17 protein-coding genes are annotated in these 18646 nt (G+C 70.2%); 15 read left to right on the top strand and 2 right to left on the bottom strand.

Translation table 11 applies throughout. The features are described from left to right. Positions 1-106 precede the first annotated feature (106 nt). The 11 genes from pdxS to relA all read left to right on the top strand — a co-directional run bounded on the left by pdxS (position 107) and on the right by relA (position 11772). A complete protein-coding gene (gene pdxS, locus DC008_RS05615) occupies positions 107-1012 on the top strand; it encodes a pyridoxal 5'-phosphate synthase lyase subunit PdxS (RefSeq protein WP_055623799.1) in 906 nt (301 codons plus the stop codon). Beyond that, positions 1012-1617, top strand: coding sequence for a pyridoxal 5'-phosphate synthase glutaminase subunit PdxT (pdxT, locus tag DC008_RS05610; protein ID WP_108705990.1), 606 nt, complete (start codon positions 1012-1014; stop codon positions 1615-1617). The genes pdxS and pdxT overlap by 1 nt, the downstream gene beginning before the upstream one ends. Positions 1618-1665: 48 nt before the next feature. Further along, positions 1666-2418, top strand: coding sequence for a YebC/PmpR family DNA-binding transcriptional regulator (locus DC008_RS05605; RefSeq protein ID WP_055623797.1), 753 nt, complete (start codon positions 1666-1668; stop codon positions 2416-2418). 114 nt (positions 2419-2532) lie between these two features. Continuing rightward, a complete protein-coding gene (ruvC, locus tag DC008_RS05600; RefSeq protein WP_108705989.1) occupies positions 2533-3072 on the top strand; it encodes a crossover junction endodeoxyribonuclease RuvC in 540 nt (179 codons plus the stop codon). Then, the gene (ruvA, locus tag DC008_RS05595) at positions 3069-3674 is read left to right on the top strand and encodes a Holliday junction branch migration protein RuvA (RefSeq protein WP_108705988.1); all 606 of its coding nucleotides are present in this window, start codon (positions 3069-3071) and stop codon (positions 3672-3674) included. The genes ruvC and ruvA overlap by 4 nt, the downstream gene beginning before the upstream one ends. A gap of 73 nt (positions 3675-3747) precedes the next feature. Then, positions 3748-4821: a Holliday junction branch migration DNA helicase RuvB gene (ruvB, locus tag DC008_RS05590; protein ID WP_108705987.1), complete on the top strand. Its 1074-nt coding sequence runs from the start codon at positions 3748-3750 to the stop codon at positions 4819-4821. 175 nt (positions 4822-4996) lie between these two features. Then, positions 4997-5491 (top strand): preprotein translocase subunit YajC, encoded by a 495-nt coding sequence (yajC, locus tag DC008_RS05585; RefSeq protein WP_108705986.1) that lies wholly within the window; start codon positions 4997-4999, stop codon positions 5489-5491. 132 nt (positions 5492-5623) lie between these two features. Beyond that, positions 5624-7339 carry a protein translocase subunit SecD gene (gene secD / locus DC008_RS05580; RefSeq protein ID WP_108705985.1) on the top strand — a complete coding sequence of 572 codons (1716 nt, stop codon included), beginning with the start codon at positions 5624-5626 and terminating at the stop codon, positions 7337-7339. 1 nt (position 7340) lies between these two features. Then, positions 7341-8465, top strand: coding sequence for a protein translocase subunit SecF (gene secF, locus DC008_RS05575; protein ID WP_108705984.1), 1125 nt, complete (start codon positions 7341-7343; stop codon positions 8463-8465). After that, positions 8462-9001 (top strand): adenine phosphoribosyltransferase, encoded by a 540-nt coding sequence (locus DC008_RS05570; protein WP_055623790.1) that lies wholly within the window; start codon positions 8462-8464, stop codon positions 8999-9001. Before secF ends, DC008_RS05570 begins: the two co-directional genes overlap by 4 nt. 239 nt (positions 9002-9240) lie before the next feature. After that, on the top strand, positions 9241-11772 hold the full coding sequence (relA, locus tag DC008_RS05565) for a GTP pyrophosphokinase (RefSeq protein WP_055623789.1): 2532 nt from the start codon (positions 9241-9243) through the stop codon (positions 11770-11772). A gap of 75 nt (positions 11773-11847) precedes the next feature. Here relA and DC008_RS05560 read toward each other — a convergent pair whose 3' ends face one another. Together DC008_RS05560 and DC008_RS05555 are read right to left on the bottom strand one after the other, a co-directional pair. Beyond that, positions 11848-13077: a DUF349 domain-containing protein gene (locus tag DC008_RS05560; protein ID WP_108705983.1), complete on the bottom strand. Its 1230-nt coding sequence runs from the start codon at positions 13075-13077 to the stop codon at positions 11848-11850. A 135-nt stretch (positions 13078-13212) separates the two neighbouring features. Further along, positions 13213-14037: a peptidylprolyl isomerase gene (locus tag DC008_RS05555; RefSeq protein ID WP_108705982.1), complete on the bottom strand. Its 825-nt coding sequence runs from the start codon at positions 14035-14037 to the stop codon at positions 13213-13215. Between the two features lie 180 nt (positions 14038-14217). Between DC008_RS05555 and DC008_RS05550 the strand changes: the two genes are divergently transcribed. The 4 genes from DC008_RS05550 to DC008_RS05535 all read left to right on the top strand — a co-directional run bounded on the left by DC008_RS05550 (position 14218) and on the right by DC008_RS05535 (position 18452). Continuing rightward, entirely contained in the window at positions 14218-14925 is a 708-nt protein-coding gene (locus tag DC008_RS05550; RefSeq protein WP_108705981.1) for an MBL fold metallo-hydrolase, read from the top strand. Positions 14926-14935: 10 nt separating this feature from the next. Beyond that, complete coding sequence (hisS, locus tag DC008_RS05545) at positions 14936-16198, top strand: histidine--tRNA ligase (protein ID WP_108705980.1); 1263 nt, start codon at positions 14936-14938, stop codon at positions 16196-16198. A gap of 197 nt (positions 16199-16395) precedes the next feature. Then, positions 16396-17052: a vitamin K epoxide reductase family protein gene (locus DC008_RS05540; RefSeq protein ID WP_108705979.1), complete on the top strand. Its 657-nt coding sequence runs from the start codon at positions 16396-16398 to the stop codon at positions 17050-17052. A 44-nt stretch (positions 17053-17096) separates the two neighbouring features. After that, entirely contained in the window at positions 17097-18452 is a 1356-nt protein-coding gene (locus DC008_RS05535; protein ID WP_108705978.1) for a replication-associated recombination protein A, read from the top strand. The last annotated feature ends 194 nt before the right edge of the window (positions 18453-18646 follow it).

Here is an 18646-nt window from a genome sequence, read left to right as displayed (position 1 = left end):
CGGGAAAACGATCCACCGGCTTCTCATTGGCCCTTGCTGTGGACTGGTCCGCTGCCGTTTCCTCGATGCTCGCAGCAACCCTTCTCCACCTGTAGTGAGGTCACCCGTGTCCATCTCCGAAAACCAGGCTCCCGAGACCGGCACCGCCCGTGTGAAGCGCGGCATGGCCGAGCAGCTCAAGGGCGGCGTGATCATGGACGTCGTCACCCCGGAGCAGGCGAAGATCGCCGAGGACGCGGGCGCGGTCGCCGTCATGGCCCTGGAGCGGGTGCCCGCCGACATCCGCAAGGACGGCGGCGTGGCCCGGATGTCCGACCCGGACATGATCGAGGGCATCATCGAGGCCGTCTCGATCCCCGTCATGGCCAAGTCCCGCATCGGCCACTTCGTCGAGGCCCAGGTCCTGCAGTCCCTCGGCGTCGACTACATCGACGAGTCCGAGGTCCTCACCCCGGCCGACGAGGTCAACCACTCCGACAAGTGGGCGTTCACGACCCCCTTCGTCTGCGGCGCCACCAACCTCGGTGAGGCCCTGCGCCGTATCGCCGAGGGCGCGGCCATGATCCGCTCCAAGGGCGAGGCCGGCACCGGCAACGTCGTCGAGGCCGTCCGCCACCTGCGCCAGATCAAGAACGAGATCGCCCGCCTGCGCGGCTACGACAACAACGAGCTGTACGCCGCCGCCAAGGAGCTGCGCGCCCCCTACGAGCTCGTCAAGGAGGTCGCCGAGCTCGGCAAGCTCCCGGTCGTGCTGTTCTCCGCCGGCGGTGTCGCCACCCCGGCCGACGCCGCCCTGATGCGCCAGCTCGGCGCCGAGGGCGTCTTCGTCGGCTCCGGCATCTTCAAGTCCGGCGACCCGGCCAAGCGCGCCGCCGCCATCGTGAAGGCCACCACCTTCTACGACGACCCCAAGATCATCGCGGACGCGTCCCGCAACCTCGGCGAGGCCATGGTCGGCATCAACTGCGACACCCTGCCCGAGGCCGAGCGCTACGCGAACCGGGGCTGGTGATGACCTCACCCGTCATCGGAGTCCTCGCGCTCCAGGGCGACGTGCGCGAGCACCTCGTCGCCCTGGCCGCGGCCGACGCCGTGGCCAGGCCGGTGCGCCGCCCCGAGGAGCTGGCCGAGGTCGACGGCCTGGTCATCCCCGGCGGTGAGTCCACCACGATCTCCAAGCTGGCCGTCCTCTTCGGGCTGATGGAACCCCTCCGCGCGCGCGTGCGCGACGGCATGCCCGTCTACGGCACCTGTGCCGGCATGATCATGCTCGCCGACAAGATCCTCGACCCGCGCTCGGGCCAGGAGACCGTCGGCGGGATCGACATGATCGTCCGCCGCAACGCCTTCGGGCGCCAGAACGAGTCGTTCGAGGCGGCCGTCGACGTCAAGGAGATCCCGGGCGAACCGGTGGAGGGCGTCTTCATCCGGGCCCCCTGGGTGGAGTCCGTGGGCGCCCGCGCCGAGGTCCTCGCCGAGCACGACGGCCACATCGTGGCGGTCCGCCAGGGCAACGCGCTGGCCACGTCGTTCCACCCGGAACTGACCGGCGACCACCGTGTGCACGGGCTGTTCGTCGAGATGGTGCGCGCGTACCGGACGTCCGAGTCCTTGTAGGATTCCTGCGTTCGTTGCAGTGATGGGTTACGCGAAGGAGACAGGCAGATGTCCGGCCACTCTAAATGGGCTACGACGAAGCACAAGAAGGCCGTGATCGACGCCAAGCGCGGCAAGCTCTTCGCGAAGCTGATCAAGAACATCGAGGTCGCGGCCCGGATGGGCGGCGTCGACATCGAGGGCAACCCGACGCTCTACGACGCCATCCAGAAGGCCAAGAAGCAGTCGGTCCCGAACAAGAACATCGACTCCGCGGTCAAGCGCGGCGGCGGCCTCGAGGCCGGCGGTGCCGACTACGAGACGATCATGTACGAGGGCTACGGTCCGAACGGCGTCGCGGTGCTCATCGAGTGCCTCACCGACAACCGCAACCGCGCCGCCTCCGACGTCCGGGTCGCGATGACCCGCAACGGCGGCTCCATGGCCGACCCGGGCTCGGTGTCGTACCTGTTCAACCGCAAGGGCGTGGTGATCGTCCCCAAGGGCGAGCTGACCGAGGACGACGTCCTCGCCGCCGTCCTCGACGCGGGCGCCGAGGAGGTCAACGACCTCGGCGAGTCCTTCGAGGTGATCAGCGAGGCCACCGACCTGGTCGCGGTCCGCACCGCGCTCCAGGACGCCGGCATCGACTACGAGTCGGCCGACGCCAACTTCGTCCCGACCATGCAGGTCGAGCTGGACGAGGAGGGCGCCAAGAAGATCTTCAAGCTGATCGACGCGCTCGAGGACAGCGACGACGTGCAGAACGTCTTCGCCAACTTCGACGTCAGCGACGAGATCATGGAGAAGGTCGACGCCTGACGCGGGCACGCGCCGCACGCGCTCAACGGGCCGACGGGACACACCCGTCGGCCCGTCGCATTGTCAGCGGCACCCGATAGCCTGCACAAACAGGTGAGCGAAGGGAGGGGCGCGGTGCGCGTACTCGGGGTGGACCCCGGACTGACCCGCTGCGGCGTCGGCGTCGTCGAGGGGGTCGCGGGCCGGCCGCTGACCATGCTGGGCGTCGGAGTCGTCCGCACTCCGGCGGACGCCGAGCTGGGCCATCGCCTGGTCGCCGTCGAGCAGGGCATCGAGCAGTGGCTGGACGAGCACCGGCCCGAAGTCGTCGCCGTGGAGCGGGTGTTCAGCCAGCACAACGTCCGGACCGTCATGGGCACCGCCCAGGCCAGCGCCGTCGCCATGCTCTGCGCCGCCCGCCGCGGCATCCCCGTCGCCCTGCACACGCCCAGCGAGGTCAAGGCCGCCGTGACCGGCTCGGGCCGCGCCGACAAGGCACAGGTCGGCGCCATGGTCACCCGGCTGCTGCGGCTCAGCGCTCCGCCCAAGCCGGCCGACGCCGCCGACGCCCTCGCGCTCGCCATCTGCCACATCTGGCGCGCCCCCGCGCAGAACCGCCTCCAGCAGGCCGTCGCCCTGCACACCGCCACCGCATCGAAAGGCCGCCCGGCATGATCGCCTTCGTCAACGGCACCGTCGCCGCCCTCGCCCCGGACGCCGCGGTCGTCGAGGTCGGCGGCGTCGGCATGGCCGTCCAGTGCACGCCGAACACACTGTCCACCCTGCGCGTCGGGCAGCCCGCCAAGCTGCACACCTCCCTCGTCGTCCGTGAGGACTCCCTCACGCTCTACGGCTTCGCCGACGACGACGAGCGGCAGACCTTCGAGCTGCTGCAGACCGCGAGCGGCGTCGGCCCCCGCCTCGCCCAGGCCATGCTCGCCGTGCACACGCCGGACGCCCTGCGCCGGGCCGTGGCCACCGCCGACGAGAAGGCCCTCACCGCCGTCCCCGGCATCGGCAAGAAGGGCGCCCAGAAGCTCCTCCTGGAGCTCAAGGACCGCCTCGGCGAGCCCATCGGGGCGCCCGCCGTCGGCGCCCCCGTCACCCAGGGCTGGCGCGACCAGCTGCACGCCGCCCTGATCGGCCTCGGTTACGCCACCCGCGAGGCCGACGAGGCCGTCAGCGCCGTAGCCCCGCAGGCCGAGGCCGCCGAGGGCACCCCGGAGGTCGGCCGCCTGCTGAAGGCGGCGCTGCAGACCCTGAACAGAGCGCGCTGACCGCCCCACCCGACGACACCGGCGTACGGCACCCCCGCGTACGCCCTCCACCGCGACCCGCGAGGCACACGCAATGAACTGGGACGACGACACCACCGGCACCCCTGCCCCCGAGCGGCTGGTGGGCTCCGTCGCCGATCGCGAGGACCAGGCCGTCGAGGCCGCGCTGCGCCCGAAGGACCTGGACGAGTTCATCGGGCAGGAGAAGGTCCGCGAGCAGCTCGACCTGGTGCTGCGGGCCGCCCGCGCGCGGGGCGCCACCGCCGACCACGTGCTGCTCTCCGGCGCCCCGGGTCTCGGCAAGACCACCCTCTCCATGATCATCGCGGCCGAGATGGGCGCCCCCATCCGGATCACCTCCGGCCCCGCCATCCAGCACGCCGGCGACCTCGCCGCGATCCTGTCCTCCCTCCAGGAGGGCGAGGTCCTCTTCCTCGACGAGATCCACCGCATGTCCCGGCCCGCCGAGGAGATGCTGTACATGGCCATGGAGGACTTCCGCGTCGACGTGATCGTCGGCAAGGGTCCCGGCGCCACCGCCATCCCGCTGGAGCTGCCCCCGTTCACCCTGGTCGGGGCCACCACGCGCGCGGGCCTGCTGCCGCCCCCGCTGCGCGACCGCTTCGGCTTCACCGCGCACATGGAGTTCTACGAGCCCGTCGAGCTGGAGCGGGTCATCCACCGCTCCGCGAGCCTGCTCGACGTCGAGATCACCGCCGACGGCGCCGCCGAGATCGCCGGCCGCTCCCGCGGCACGCCCCGCATCGCCAACCGCCTGCTGCGCCGCGTCCGCGACTACGCGCAGGTCAAGGCCGACGGGATCATCGACCAGGACATCGCGGCCGCCGCCCTCGCGGTCTACGAGGTCGACGCCCGCGGCCTGGACCGGCTGGACCGCGGCGTCCTGGAGGCGCTGCTGAAGCTGTTCGGCGGCGGACCGGTCGGCCTGTCCACGCTCGCCGTCGCCGTGGGGGAGGAACGTGAGACCGTGGAGGAGGTGGCCGAACCCTTCCTCGTCCGGGAGGGGCTGCTCGCCCGCACTCCGCGTGGCCGGGTGGCCACACCCGCGGCATGGACGCATCTCGGACTCACCCCGCCCCGCACATCGCCTGCTGGAAACGGACAAGGGGACCTGTTCGGGGCGTGACGCCCCGGTGACGGCGAGCTCTGTGGCCGGAGCAGGAACCCCGGTGCCATGCTGAGCGTTGTTCCCTGCGCGGAGACTCGCTTAGACTCCGCCGATGCCGCCCTTGTCGGCGGCAGACAATCCCCCAACCATCAGGCCGCTCACCAACGCGGTCGTGTGAAGGAAGTTCCGACCCGTGAGTCTCGTGACCCTCCTCCCGTTCATCGTGCTCATCGGGGCCATGTTCCTGATGACCCGGTCGGCCAAGAAGAAGCAGCAGCAGGCCGCCGACATGCGGAACCAGATGCAGCCCGGATCCGGCGTCCGCACCATCGGTGGCATGTACGCCACCGTCAAGGAGGTCAACGACGACACCGTCCTCCTCGACGCCGGCCCGGGCGTGGACCTTCTCTTCGCCAAGAACGCCATCGGTGCCGTCCTCTCCGACGACGAGTACAACCGCATCGTCCACGGCGTCGAGCACGACCTGAAGTCCGACGTCGTCCCGGACGACGCCTCCTCCCTCACCGAGGCCGACGAGCCCGCTGCCGCCGCCTCCGACGAGAAGTCCGTCGACCTCGGCAAGAAGGACGAGACGGACAAGACCGAGGAGCCGTCCGAAGCCGTGGCCGCCGAGGCCAAGACGGAGGACGCGCCGAAGAAGACCGAGGGCGACTCCGACGCGAAGTAGCCACGTTCCGGGGCGCGCGGGCGACGCCTGCGCGCCCCCGGGCGTGCGGAGCTCGCACGGTATCCCGACACCATGTCATGGCTGCCCGCCCGTAGATCCGGCGCGAGGCGGCCCGAGAGGGAGTACGAGAAGGTGGCAGCACCTAAGAAGGGCCGTAAGGCGAGCGCCCAGAGCAAGCCAGGGCGCTCGCTGGCCCTCATCCTGATCGCCATCGCGGCGCTCACCGGAGGGATGTTCGCCTCGGGGCACACCACTCCGCGACTCGGCATCGACCTGGCCGGCGGCACCAGCATCACGCTGCGTGCGGAAGCCGAACCGGGCCAGGAATCCGCGATCAACAAGACCAACATGGACACCGCGGTCCAGATCATGGAGCGCCGCGTCAACGGTCTTGGTGTCTCGGAGGCCGAGGTTCAGACCCAGGGCGACAAGAACATCATCGTCAACATCCCCAAGGGCACGGACTCCAAGCAGGCCCGGGATCAGGTCGGTACCACCGCCAAGCTCTACTTCCGCCCCGTCCTCCAGCGCGAGGCGTCCGGCGGCGCGGCGCAGCCGACGCCCAGCGCGTCGCCCAGCGGCTCCCCGAGCGCGTCGCCCAGCGGCTCCTCGGCCAAGGACCCGGCGAAGTCCACCGGCTCCGCGACTCCCTCCGCGACGGCCACCACCCAGGGCCGCGCCGTCACCGGCGGTCTGAAGGCGGACACCTCGCCCTCCCCGTCCGCCGGCGCGGACGGCGACGTCGCCAAGCTCCAGGCCGCGTACACCGCGCTCGACTGCTCCAAGCCCGCCCAGCGCGCCGACGCCGGCAAGGACGCCAAGCCCGGCGAGGCCACGGTCGCCTGCGGCAAGGACGGCGAGGTCTGGACGAAGTTCCTGCTCGGCCCGGTCGCGGTCGACGGCACCGAGGTCAAGGACGCCCAGGCCTCCTTCGACACCACGCGTGCCGCCGGCTGGCAGGTCGACATGAAGTTCACCGGCACCGGCTCCAAGAAGTTCGCGGACATCACCGGCGAGCTGTCCAAGCAGCAGTCCCCGCAGAACGAGTTCGCGATCGTCCTCGACGACGAGGTGGTCTCCCACCCGTACGTCCAGCAGGCCATCACCGGCGGCAACGCGCAGATCTCCGGCAGCTTCACGCAGGAGGAGGCCAAGAGCCTCGCCAACATGCTGTCGTACGGCGCCCTCCCGCTGACCTTCAGCGAGGACAGCGTCACCACGGTGACCGCCGCGCTCGGCGGCGAGCAGCTGGAGGCCGGCCTCATCGCCGGCGCCATCGGCCTCGCCCTCGTCGTGATCTACCTGCTGGTCTACTACCGCGGCCTGTCGATCATCGCGATCCTGTCGCTGCTGGTCTCCGCGGCCCTGACCTACACGATCATGTCGCTGCTCGGCCCCACCATCGGCTTCGCGCTGAACCTCCCGGCCGTCTGCGGTGCCATCGTCGCCATCGGCATCACCGCGGACTCGTTCATCGTGTACTTCGAGCGCGTCCGCGACGAGATCCGGGAAGGCCGCAGCCTGCGCCCCGCCGTCGAGCGGGCCTGGCCGCGCGCCCGGCGCACCATCCTGGTCTCCGACTTCGTGTCGTTCCTCGCCGCCGCGGTGCTCTTCATCGTCACCGTCGGCAAGGTCCAGGGCTTCGCGTTCACGCTCGGCCTGACCACCCTGCTCGACGTGGTCGTGGTGTTCCTCTTCACCAAGCCGCTGCTGACGCTCCTGGCCCGCACGAAGTTCTACGGAGGCGGACACCCCTGGTCCGGCCTCGACCCCAAGCGACTGGGCGCCCGGCCGCCGCTGCGCCGCACCCGCCGCCCCTCCGCCCCCATCGAGACGAAGGAGGCGTGAGATGTCGAAGCTCGGCAACCTCGGCGCCCGACTGCACCGTGGCGAGGTCGGCTACGACTTCGTCCGCAACCGCAAGCTCTGGTACGGCATCTCGATCCTGATCACCATCACGGCCATCGTCGGCCTGGCGGTGCGCGGCCTGAACATGGGCATCGAGTTCCAGGGCGGCGCGGTCTTCAACACCCCGAAGACCACCGTCTCGGTGGCCCAGGCCCAGGAGATCGCGGAAGAGGCCTCCGGCCACGACGCGATCGTCCAGAAGCTCGGCGGCGGCGACAAGGCCACGCTGCGCATCCAGGTCGCGGGCATCGACACCAAGCAGGCCGACAAGGTCTCCGCGGAGATCGCGGACAAGCTCGGTGTCTCGGAGAACGACGTCACCGGTGAGCTGGTCGGCCCGAGCTGGGGCGAGCAGATCGCCAACAAGGCCTGGCAGGGCCTCGGCATCTTCCTGATCCTGGTCGTGATCTATCTGGCGATCGCGTTCGAGTGGCGGATGGCCCTCGCCGCGTTCGTCGCCCTGATCCACGACATCACCATCACCGTCGGCATCTACGCCCTCGTCGGCTTCGAGGTCACGCCCGGCACGGTGATCGGTCTGCTCACGATCCTCGGTTACTCGCTCTACGACACGGTCGTCGTCTTCGACAGCCTCAAGGAGCAGACGAAGGACATCACCAAGCAGACCCGCTGGACGTACAGCGAGATCGCCAACCGCTCGATCAACGGCACCCTGGTCCGCTCGATCAACACCACGGTGGTCGCGCTGCTGCCGGTGGCGGGCCTGCTGTTCATCGGCGGCGGCTTCCTCGGCGCCGGCATGCTCAACGACATCTCGCTGTCGCTGTTCGTCGGCCTCGCGGCCGGCGCGTACTCGTCGATCTTCATCGCCACGCCGCTCGTCGCCGACCTCAAGGAGCGCGAGCCCCAGATGAAGGCCCTCAAGAAGCGGGTGCTCGCCAAGCGGGCGCAGACCGCCGCGGAGGGCCCGGCCACGGACGTCCCGGCCGACGACGAGTTGTACGACGACGAGCCGGAGGACACCGCGGCGGCGGTCGTCGGCCCGCGCAACCAGCCCGCATCGCGCACCCGCGGCCGCAACCGCCCCTCGGGGAAACGCCGATGACCGACATCAGCGAGCTGCTGCTCAGCAAGATCCGGGACGTGGCTGACTACCCGGAGCCGGGCGTGATGTTCAAGGACATCACCCCGCTCCTGGCGGACCCGGCGGCCTTCACGGCGCTCACCGACGCGCTCGCCGAGGTGGCGGATCGGACCGGTGCCACCAAGGTCGTCGGCCTGGAGGCCCGGGGCTTCATCCTCGGAGCGCCGGTCGCGGTCCGGGCCGGCGTCGGCTTCGTCCCCGTGCGCAAGGCGGGCAAGCTCCCCGGGGCGACGCTCAGCCAGGCGTACGACCTGGAGTACGGCTCGGCGGAGATCGAGATCCACGCCGAGGACCTCAGCGGCAGCGACCGGGTCCTGGTCGTCGACGACGTCCTGGCGACGGGCGGCACCGCCGAGGCCTCGATCCAGCTGATCCGCCGGGCCGGTGCCCAGGTCTCGGGCCTCGCCGTCCTGATGGAGCTGGGCTTCCTGTCCGGCCGGGCCCGTGTGGAGCCGGCGCTGGCGGGCGCCCCGCTGACGTCGCTCCTCACGGTCTGACCCCGTCCCGCAGCACCCGATGCCGCGTGTCCGCTGGGCGGGCACGCGGCATCGTCGTGCCGCGGCCGGGGCACGTGACCAGGGGTGGCGACCGGCGTCCCGGAATCCACGGGACGCCTCACGTGTTTCCGGGGTAGACGGCCCTCACACGGCCTGAAGGCGATCCTGCGCCCCAGGATCGCTACCATGGGGTCTCCGGAGCCTGACCGGGGGACCCGGATCGCGCACGAGGAGTCCTCTTGCCAGACGAGGCCCAGCACCTGACCGCCGCAAAGCCCGAGTCCGCCTCGGCCGCCGCGGCGAAGCCCGCGCCGAACGCACCGCACGCCAAGAACGACTCGCGCGGGACGGTCGAGCACGCCCAGTCGGCCCCGGTCGACAAGCCGGCCGAGCAGGCGCGTCCCAAGCCGGCCCCGCCCGAGCGCTCCACCCCCGCGGTCCGCCCGAACACCGGCCAGCCCGCCCGCTCCGGCTCCTCCAACCGCGTCCGGGCCCGCCTCGCCCGCCTCGGCGTCCAGCGCTCCAACCCGTACAACCCGGTCCTGGAGCCCCTGCTGCGCATAGTCCGCGGCAACGACCCCAAGATCGAGACGGCCACCCTCCGCCAGATCGAGAAGGCCTACCAGGTCGCCGAGCGCTGGCACCGCGGCCAGAAGCGCAAGAGCGGCGACCCGTACATCACGCACCCGCTGGCGGTCACCACCATCCTCGCCGAGCTGGGCATGGACCCGGCCACCCTCATGGCGGGGCTGCTGCACGACACCGTCGAGGACACCGAGTACGGCCTCGACCAGCTGCGCCGCGACTTCGGGGACTCCGTCGCCCTGCTCGTCGACGGCGTCACCAAGCTGGACAAGGTCAAGTTCGGCGAGGCCGCCCAGGCCGAGACCGTGCGCAAGATGGTCGTCGCCATGGCCAAGGACCCGCGCGTCCTGGTCATCAAGCTCGCCGACCGCCTGCACAACATGCGCACCATGCGCTACCTCAAGCGCGAGAAGCAGGAGAAGAAGGCGCGCGAGACCCTCGAGATCTACGCGCCGCTCGCCCACCGCCTGGGCATGAACACCATCAAGTGGGAGCTGGAGGACCTCGCCTTCGCGATCCTCTACCCCAAGATGTACGACGAGATCGTGCGGCTGGTGGCGGAGCGTGCCCCGAAGCGGGACGAGTACCTGGCCATAGTGACCGACGAGGTCCAGCAGGACCTGCGCGCGGCCCGTATCAAGGCGACCGTCACCGGCCGCCCGAAGCACTACTACAGCGTCTACCAGAAGATGATCGTCCGCGGCCGTGACTTCGCGGAGATCTACGACCTGGTGGGCATCCGTGTCCTCGTCGACACGGTCCGCGACTGCTACGCCGCCCTCGGCACCGTGCACGCGCGATGGAACCCGGTCCCCGGCCGGTTCAAGGACTACATCGCGATGCCGAAGTTCAACATGTACCAGTCGCTGCACACGACGGTCATCGGCCCCAACGGCAAGCCGGTCGAACTCCAGATCCGCACGTTCGACATGCACCGCCGCGCCGAGTACGGCATCGCCGCGCACTGGAAGTACAAGCAGGAGGCCGTCGCCGGCGCCTCCAAGATCCGTACCGACGCCCCGAAGACGTCCGGCAAGGGCAAGGACGACCACCTCAACGACATGGCGTGGCTGCGCCAGCTGCTGGACTGGCAGAAGGAGACGGAGGACCCGGGCGAGTTCCTGGAGTCCCTGCGCTTCGACCTGTCCCGCAACGAGGTCTTCGTCTTCACCCCCAAGGGCGACGTCATAGCGCTGCCGGCCGGTGCCACCCCCGTCGACTTCGCCTACGCCGTCCACACCGAGGTGGGCCACCGCACCATAGGAGCGCGGGTCAACGGCCGTCTCGTCCCGCTCGAGTCCACCCTGGACAACGGCGACCTCGTCGAGGTCTTCACCTCCAAGGCGGCCGGCGCGGGCCCCTCCCGCGACTGGCTGGGCTTCGTCAAGTCGCCGCGCGCCCGGAACAAGATCCGGGCCTGGTTCTCCAAGGAGCGCCGCGACGAGGCCATCGAGCAGGGCAAGGACGCCATCGTCCGGGCGATGCGCAAGCAGAACCTGCCGATCCAGCGCATCCTCACCGGCGACTCGCTCGTCACGCTCGCCCACGAGATGCGCTACGCCGACATCTCCGCGCTGTACGCGGCGATCGGCGAGGGCCATGTGTCCGCGCAGAACATCGTGCAGAAGCTGGTCCAGGCGCTCGGCGGCGAGGAGGCGGCCACCGAGGAGATCGACGAGTCGGTCCCGCCGGCCCGCAGCCGCCGCAAGCGCCGCTCCAGCGCCGACCCGGGCGTCATCGTCAAGGGCGTCGAGGACGTGTGGGTCAAGCTGGCCCGCTGCTGTACGCCGGTGCCGGGCGACCCGATCATCGGGTTCGTCACCCGCGGCAGCGGGGTGTCGGTGCACCGCAGCGACTGCGTCAACGTCGACTCGCTGTCCCGCGAGCCCGAGCGGATCCTCGAGGTCGAGTGGGCGCCGACCCAGTCCTCGGTCTTCCTGGTCGCCATCCAGGTCGAGGCCCTGGACCGCTCCCGGCTGCTGTCGGACGTCACCCGCGTCCTGTCGGACCAGCACGTCAACATCCTGTCGGCGGCCGTCCAGACCTCCCGCGACCGGGTCGCCACCTCGCGCTTCACCTTCGAGATGGGCGACCCCAAGCACCTGGGCCACGTCCTGAAGGCCGTCAGGGGAGTGGAGGGCGTCTACGACGTCTACCGCGTGACCTCGGCGCGCAACCGGTCGTAGCGGCCGTCCAGGAACGAAGAGAGGGCTCCCGTACGCGATGTACGGGAGCCCCTCTCGTTCCGGCTCGGGCGGGGATCAGCCGCCGAACTCCTGGAGACCCTTCAGGGCGGTGTCCAGCAGCGCCTGGCGGCCCTCCAGCTCACGCTCCAGCTTGTCGGCCTTCGCGTTGTTGCCCTGGGCGCGGGCCTGCTCGATCTGGCCCTTCAGCTTGTCCACGGCGGCCTGCAGCTGACCGGTCAGCCCCTCGGCACGCACGCGTGCCTCCGGGTTGGTCCGGCGCCACTCGGCCTCCTCGGCCTCCTGGATGGCCCGCTCCACGGCGTGCATCCGGCCCTCGACCTTCGGCCGGGCGTCGCGCGGCACATGGCCGATGGCCTCCCAGCGCTCGTTGATCGAGCGGAAGGCGGCGCGCGCCCCCTTCAGATCGCCGATGGGCAGCAGCTTCTCGGCCTCCCCTGCCAGCTCCTCCTTCAGCTTGAGGTTCTCCGACTGCTCGGCGTCCCGCTCGGCGAACACCGAGCTGCGGGCGGCGAAGAAGACGTCCTGGGCGCCGCGGAAGCGGTTCCACAGATCGTCCTCGTGCTCACGCTGGGCACGGCCCGCGGCCTTCCACTCGGTCATCAGCTCGCGGTAGCGAGCGGCCGTCGGACCCCAGTCCGTCGAACCCGACAGCGCCTCGGCCTCGGCGACCAGCCGCTCCTTGGTCCGGCGGGCCTCCTCGCGCTGCGCGTCCAGCTGCGCGAAGTGCGCCTTGCGCCGCTTGGAGAAGGCCGACCGGGCGTGCGAGAAGCGGTGCCACAGCTCGTCGTCCGACTTGCGGTCCAGCCGCGGCAGGCTCTTCCACGTGTCCACCAGAGCCCGCAGCCGCTCACCGGCGGCCCGCCACTGGTCGGACTGCGCCAGCTCCTCCGCCTCGGCGACCAGCGCCTCCTTGCGGTGACGCGCCTCGTCGGACTGCTTGGCCCGCTGCTGCTTGCGCTCCTCGCGGCGCTTCTCGACCAGCTCGACGAGCTTGTCCAGCCGCACCCGCAGAGCGTCCAGATCACCGACCGCGTGGTGCGCGTCGACCTGCTCGCGGATGTGGTCGATCGCCGCCGTCGCGTCCTTGGCGGACAGGTCGGTGGTCTTCACTCGCTTCTCGAGGAGGCCGATCTCGACAACCAGGCCCTCGTACTTGCGCTCGAAATAGGCCAGCGCCTCTTCGGGGGAGCCGGCCTGCCAGGAACCGACGACCTGCTCGCCGTCGGCCGTACGCACGTACACGGTCCCCGTCTCGTCGACGCGGCCCCACGGGTCGCTGCTCACAGCGCCTCCTCCACATGATGCCTGCGAGGGGCTGGTGTCCCCCCGGGCATCGTCCACAGTTTCGTCACGGCCAACATAGGCGACCGGCGGGTTGCCTGTCCGCATCCCGCGCGACCGAAATTACGCAGTTGGGGGTCAGGATTTGGTGACCGTCGCCTTGTCGATCACGACCGTCGCGTTCGGCGCCCCGTCACCCGCACCGGTGCTCTCACCGGCGTCGGCGATCTTCTTCAGCACCTTCATCCCCGACTCCGAGACGGTACCGAACGGCGTGTAGCTGGGCGGCAGCTGACTGTCCTGGTAGACGAGGAAGAACTGGCTGCCTCCAGTGTGCTTCTGACCCGTGTTGGCCATCGCCACGGTGCCCGCGGGATACGTGTTGGCCTTGAGACTCTTGTCCTTCAGATTCTCGTCCGGAATCGTGTAGCCGGGACCGCCGGTGCCGGTGCCCGTCGGGTCGCCGCACTGCAGCACGTAGATGCCGTTGGTGGTGAGCCGGTGGCACTTGGAGTGGTCGAAGTAGCCCTTGTCGGCGAGGAAGTCGAACGAGTTGACGGTGTGCGGCGCGGCCGACGCCTTCAGCGCGATGTCGATGTCACCGCACGTCGTCGCGAGCTTCATCGTGTACTTCGCCGACTTGTCGACGGTGAGCTCCGGCTCCTTCTTCCAGGTCGCCGTCTTCACCTTGCCCTCGGCGGGCTTCTCGCACGGGTCCGGGGCCTTGCTCGGCGCGCTCGCGCTCGGTGTGACCTCCGCGCCCGCGTTCTGCTTGGTGTCGTCGTCGCCCTTGAGGACATCCGTCGTGTACAGCGCGACGCTGCCGATGACGACCACCGCGAGCACCGACGCGATCACCGAGTTGCGCACGCGTGCCTTGCGCCGGGCGTCCGTACGCCGCTGCTGCTGCCGCAAGAACTTCTCCCGGGCGAGCTGACGCCGCCGCTGTTCCTGGCTGACCACCGGGTTCTCTCCTCATGCGTCGTGTGTGTCGACCGGTACACAAGTGCTCAGTGAGTCGACCGTCTGCGTGTGACCCGTACCGTATATGGGTTCGCTGAGTGTTCGGCAGCGCCGGTAGGCTCTGACGACAGGCGACGCCCGCCGACAAACCACCCGTGTCGACACAAACGAAGGACGATCGTGCTCATTGCCGGGTTCCCCGCCGGGGCCTGGGGGACGAACTGTTATCTCGTCGCCCCCGCCGCCGGTGAGGAGTGCGTGATCATCGACCCGGGCCACGAAGCGGCCCCCGGAGTCGAGGAAGCGCTGAAGAAGCATCGGCTCAAGCCCGTCGCCGTCGTCCTCACCCACGGCCACCTCGACCATGTGGCCTCGGTCGTCCCGGTGTGCGGCGCACACGACGTACCGGCCTGGATCCACCCCGAGGACCGGTACATGATGAGCGACCCCGAGAAGGCGCTCGGCCGGTCCATCGGCGTGCAGTTGATGGGCGAGCTGACCGTCGGGGAACCGGACGACGTCAAGGAGCTGACCGACGGTGCGACGCTCGGGCTGGCGGGGATGGAGCTCACCGTCGCCCACGCGCCGGGCCATACCAAGGGGTCGGTGACCTTCGGCCTGCCCGAGACGGCGGACATCCCGCCGATCCTGTTCTCGGGCGACCTGCTGTTCGCCGGCTCCATCGGACGCACCGACCTGCCCGGCGGTGACATGGCCGAGATCCTCGACTCGCTGGCCCGTGTGTGCCTGCCGCTCGACGACTCGACCGTGGTGCTGTCCGGCCACGGCCCCCAGACGACCATCGGCCAGGAGCGCGCCACCAACCCGTATCTGCGGCAGGTGGCCGCCGGCCAGGGAGCCCAGCCCGCTCCCCGACGAGGAATGTGACAAGACTTCCGTGAGCACCTTCAAGGCCCCCAAGGGCACGTACGACCTGCTGCCGCCCGACTCCGCCAAGTACCTCGCGGTGCGCGAGGCGATCGCCGCGCCCCTGCGGAACTCCGGCTACGGCTACGTCGAGACGCCCGGCTTCGAGAGCGTCGAGCTGTTCGCACGCGGCGTCGGCGAGTCCACCGACATCGTGACCAAGGAGATGTACGCCTTCGAGACCAAGGGCGGCGACAAGCTCGCGCTGCGTCCCGAGGGCACGGCCTCGGTGCTGCGCGCCGCCCTGGAGGCCAACCTGCACAAGGCGGGCAACCTCCCGGTCAAGCTCTGGTACTCGGGCTCGTACTACCGCTACGAGCGCCCCCAGAAGGGCCGCTACCGCCACTTCTCCCAGGTCGGCGCCGAGGCGATCGGCGCCGAGGACCCGGCGCTCGACGCCGAGCTGATCATCCTGGCCGACCAGGCGTACCGCTCCCTGGGCCTGCGGGACTTCCGCATCCTGCTGAACTCCCTGGGCGACAAGGAGTGCCGCCCGGTCTACCGCGCCGCGCTCCAGGACTTCCTGCGCGGACTGGACCTCGACGAGGACACCCTGCGCCGCGCCGAGATCAACCCGCTGCGCGTCCTCGACGACAAGCGCGAGTCGGTCCAGAAGCAGCTCGGCGGCGCCCCGCTGCTGCGCGACTACCTGTGCGACGCCTGCAAGGCCTACCACGAGGAGGTCCGCGAGCTGATCACGGCCGCGGGCGTCGTCTTCGAGGACGACCCCAAGCTGGTGCGCGGCCTGGACTACTACACGCGGACGACCTTCGAGTTCGTCCACGACGGTCTGGGCTCCCAGTCCGCGGTGGGCGGCGGCGGCCGCTACGACGGCCTGTCCGAGATGATCGGCGGCCCCGCGCTGCCGTCCGTCGGCTGGGCCCTCGGCGTCGACCGCACGGTCCTCGCCCTGGAGGCCGAGGGCGTGGAGCTCGAACTGCCCTCCACCACCAGCGTGTTCGCGGTGCCGCTCGGCGAGGAGGCCCGCCGCGTGCTGTTCAACAAGGTCACCGAGCTGCGCAAGCTCGGCATCGCGACGGACTTCTCCTACGGCGCCAAGGGCCTCAAGGGCGCCATGAAGAACGCCAACCGCAGCGGCGCCCGCTACACCATCGTCGCCGGCGAGCGCGACCTCGCCGAGGGCGTCGTCCAGCTCAAGGACATGGAGTCCGGCGAGCAGACGGCGGTCGGCGTCAACGAGATCGTCGCGGAGCTGGAATCCCGTCTGGGCTGATTCCACGAGGAATGCGGGACAGAGGGGGACCTTCCGGGTCCCCCTCTTTTCGCTGCTCGCGGGGTGTCCGAAACCCTGCGCGCGCCTTGGCACGGGCGTACTTCCTTATGCGCAGCGAACGGTGGGGACCCGCGCGGGTGCGGCACAATGTGCCCTGTCCGGGGAAACTCCAAGTCTCAAGTGACGGAATCGGCGTGATGAGCAAGACGACAGTCAAAGACGTCTCCACCGAGCCCGAGTCGGAGCCCGCACCGTCCGCCACGCGGTCGGTCGGCGGCAGCCGGGCGCTCGCCCTGCTGCTGGTGATCACCGGCGCCGCGGGACTGCTCGCCGCCTGGGTCATCACGATCGACAAGTTCAAGCTGCTCGAGGCCAAGGTCGAGGGGAAGACGTTCACCCCCGGGTGCAGCCTGAACCCCGTCGTCTCCTGCGGCAGCGTCATGGAGTCCAAGCAGGCCGCCGTCTTCGGCTTCCCCAACCCGATGCTCGGCCTCGTCGCCTACGGCATCGTGATCTGCGTCGGCATGAGCCTGCTCGGCCGCGCCCGCTTCCCGCGTTGGTACTGGCTCACCCTCAACGCCGGCACCTTCTTCGGCGTCGTCTTCTGCGCCTGGCTGATGTACCAGTCGCTGTACAACATCAACGCGCTGTGCCTGTGGTGCTCGCTCGCCTGGGTCGCGACGATCGTCATGTTCTGGTACGTGACCTCGTTCAACGTCCGCAACGGCCTGCTGCCCGCCCCGAACTGGCTGAAGGGCTTCTTCGGCGAGTTCACCTGGGTCCTGCCCGTGCTGCACATCGGCGTCATCGGGATGCTGGTCCTGACCCGCTGGTGGGACTTCTGGACCAGCTGACCTCGCGGGCCGCGTTGTCAGTGCGGTGATTTAGGGTTTCCAGAGTGGAGCCCGACCTGTTCACCGCAGCCGCAGAGGAACGCCAGGAGAAAGACCCCGCGGGGAGTCCCCTGGCGGTACGGATGCGCCCCCGCACCCTCGACGAGGTGGTGGGCCAGCGGCATCTGCTGAAGCCGGGCTCACCCTTGCGCCGCCTGGTCGGCGAGGGCGCCAAGGGCCCCGCCGGCCCCTCCTCGGTGATCCTCTGGGGCCCGCCCGGCACCGGCAAGACCACCCTGGCCTACGTCGTCTCCAAGGCCACCAACAAACGCTTCGTGGAGCTCTCCGCCATCACCGCCGGGGTGAAGGAGGTCCGCGCGGTCATCGACGGCGCCCGCCGCGCCACCGGCGGCTACGGCCAGGAGACCGTCCTCTTCCTCGACGAGATCCACCGCTTCAGCAAGGCCCAGCAGGACTCCCTCCTGCCCGCCGTGGAGAACCGCTGGGTCACCCTGATCGCCGCCACCACCGAGAACCCCTACTTCTCGGTCATCTCCCCGCTGCTCTCCCGCTCCCTGCTGCTCACCCTCGAACCGCTGACCGACGACGACATCCGGGACCTCCTGCGCCGCGCGCTGAGCGACGAACGCGGCCTCAGGGACGCCGTCGCCCTCCCCGAGGACACCGAGGACCACCTGCTGCGCATCGCCGGGGGCGACGCCCGCCGCGCCCTGACCGCGCTGGAGGCCGCCGCCGGGGCCGCCCTCGACCAGGACGAGAGCGAGATCAGCCTGGCAACGCTGGAGCAGACCGTCGACCGGGCCGCCGTGAAGTACGACCGCGACGGCGACCAGCACTACGACGTGGCCAGCGCCCTGATCAAGTCGATCCGCGGCTCCGACGTGGACGCCGCCCTGCACTACCTGGCCCGGATGATCGAGGCCGGCGAGGACCCCCGCTTCATCGCCCGGCGCCTGATGATCTCCGCCAGCGAGGACATCGGGCTCGCCGACCCGCACGCCCTGCCGACCGCGGTCGCCGCGGCCCAGGCCGTCGCCATGATCGGCTTCCCGGAGGCCGCGCTCACCCTCAGCCACGCCACGATCGCCCTCGCGCTCGCCCCGAAGTCCAACGCCGCGACGACCGCCATCGGCGCCGCCCTGGACGACGTACGCAAGGGCATGGCGGGACCCGTGCCGCCCCATCTGCGCGACGGGCACTACAAGGGCGCCGCCAAGCTCGGGCACGCGCAGGGGTACGTGTACCCGCACGATCTGGCCGAGGGCATCGCCGAACAGCAGTACGCGCCCGACGCCCTCAAGGACCGCGAGTACTACACCCCGACCCGGCACGGCGGCGAGGCCCGCTACGCCGACGCCGTGGAGTGGACCAGGAAGCACCTCGGTCGCAAGCGGTCCTGAGCACCCTGTAAACTGCTCCGAAGTGCTGTGTCCCGTGCAGTCAGAACGGGACGGTCAGCCGGAACCCCCAGTGGGTTCCAGGAGCGTCGCGCACCGTTCGAATGGTGTCGCGGGCAGCCCACCACCCTCCGTCCCCGGACGGAACCGGTCGGTGGGCCACTCGCGTGCTGCACGTATGTGCCCAGACCAGGGAG

This window comes from Streptomyces nigra, assembly GCF_003074055.1.
Classification (GTDB): Bacteria; Actinomycetota; Actinomycetes; order Streptomycetales; family Streptomycetaceae; genus Streptomyces; species Streptomyces nigra.
The sequence above is the reverse complement of the archived record's forward strand: the minus strand, read 5'-3'. Positions and strand labels throughout refer to the sequence as shown.

Excerpts from the sequence above, each read along its gene's own strand:
- pdxT (WP_108705990.1), top strand. The coding sequence starts at position 1,012 with ATGACCTCACCCGTCATCGGAGTCCTCGCGCTCCAGGGCGACGTGCGC.
- DC008_RS05605 (WP_055623797.1), top strand. The coding sequence starts at position 1,666 with ATGTCCGGCCACTCTAAATGGGCTACGACGAAGCACAAGAAGGCCGTG.
- ruvB (WP_108705987.1), top strand. The coding sequence starts at position 3,748 with ATGAACTGGGACGACGACACCACCGGCACCCCTGCCCCCGAGCGGCTG.
- secF (WP_108705984.1), top strand. The coding sequence starts at position 7,341 with ATGTCGAAGCTCGGCAACCTCGGCGCCCGACTGCACCGTGGCGAGGTC.
- DC008_RS05570 (WP_055623790.1), top strand. The coding sequence starts at position 8,462 with ATGACCGACATCAGCGAGCTGCTGCTCAGCAAGATCCGGGACGTGGCT.
- DC008_RS05540 (WP_108705979.1), top strand. The coding sequence starts at position 16,396 with ATGAGCAAGACGACAGTCAAAGACGTCTCCACCGAGCCCGAGTCGGAG.
- ruvA (WP_108705988.1), top strand. The coding sequence starts at position 3,069 with ATGATCGCCTTCGTCAACGGCACCGTCGCCGCCCTCGCCCCGGACGCC.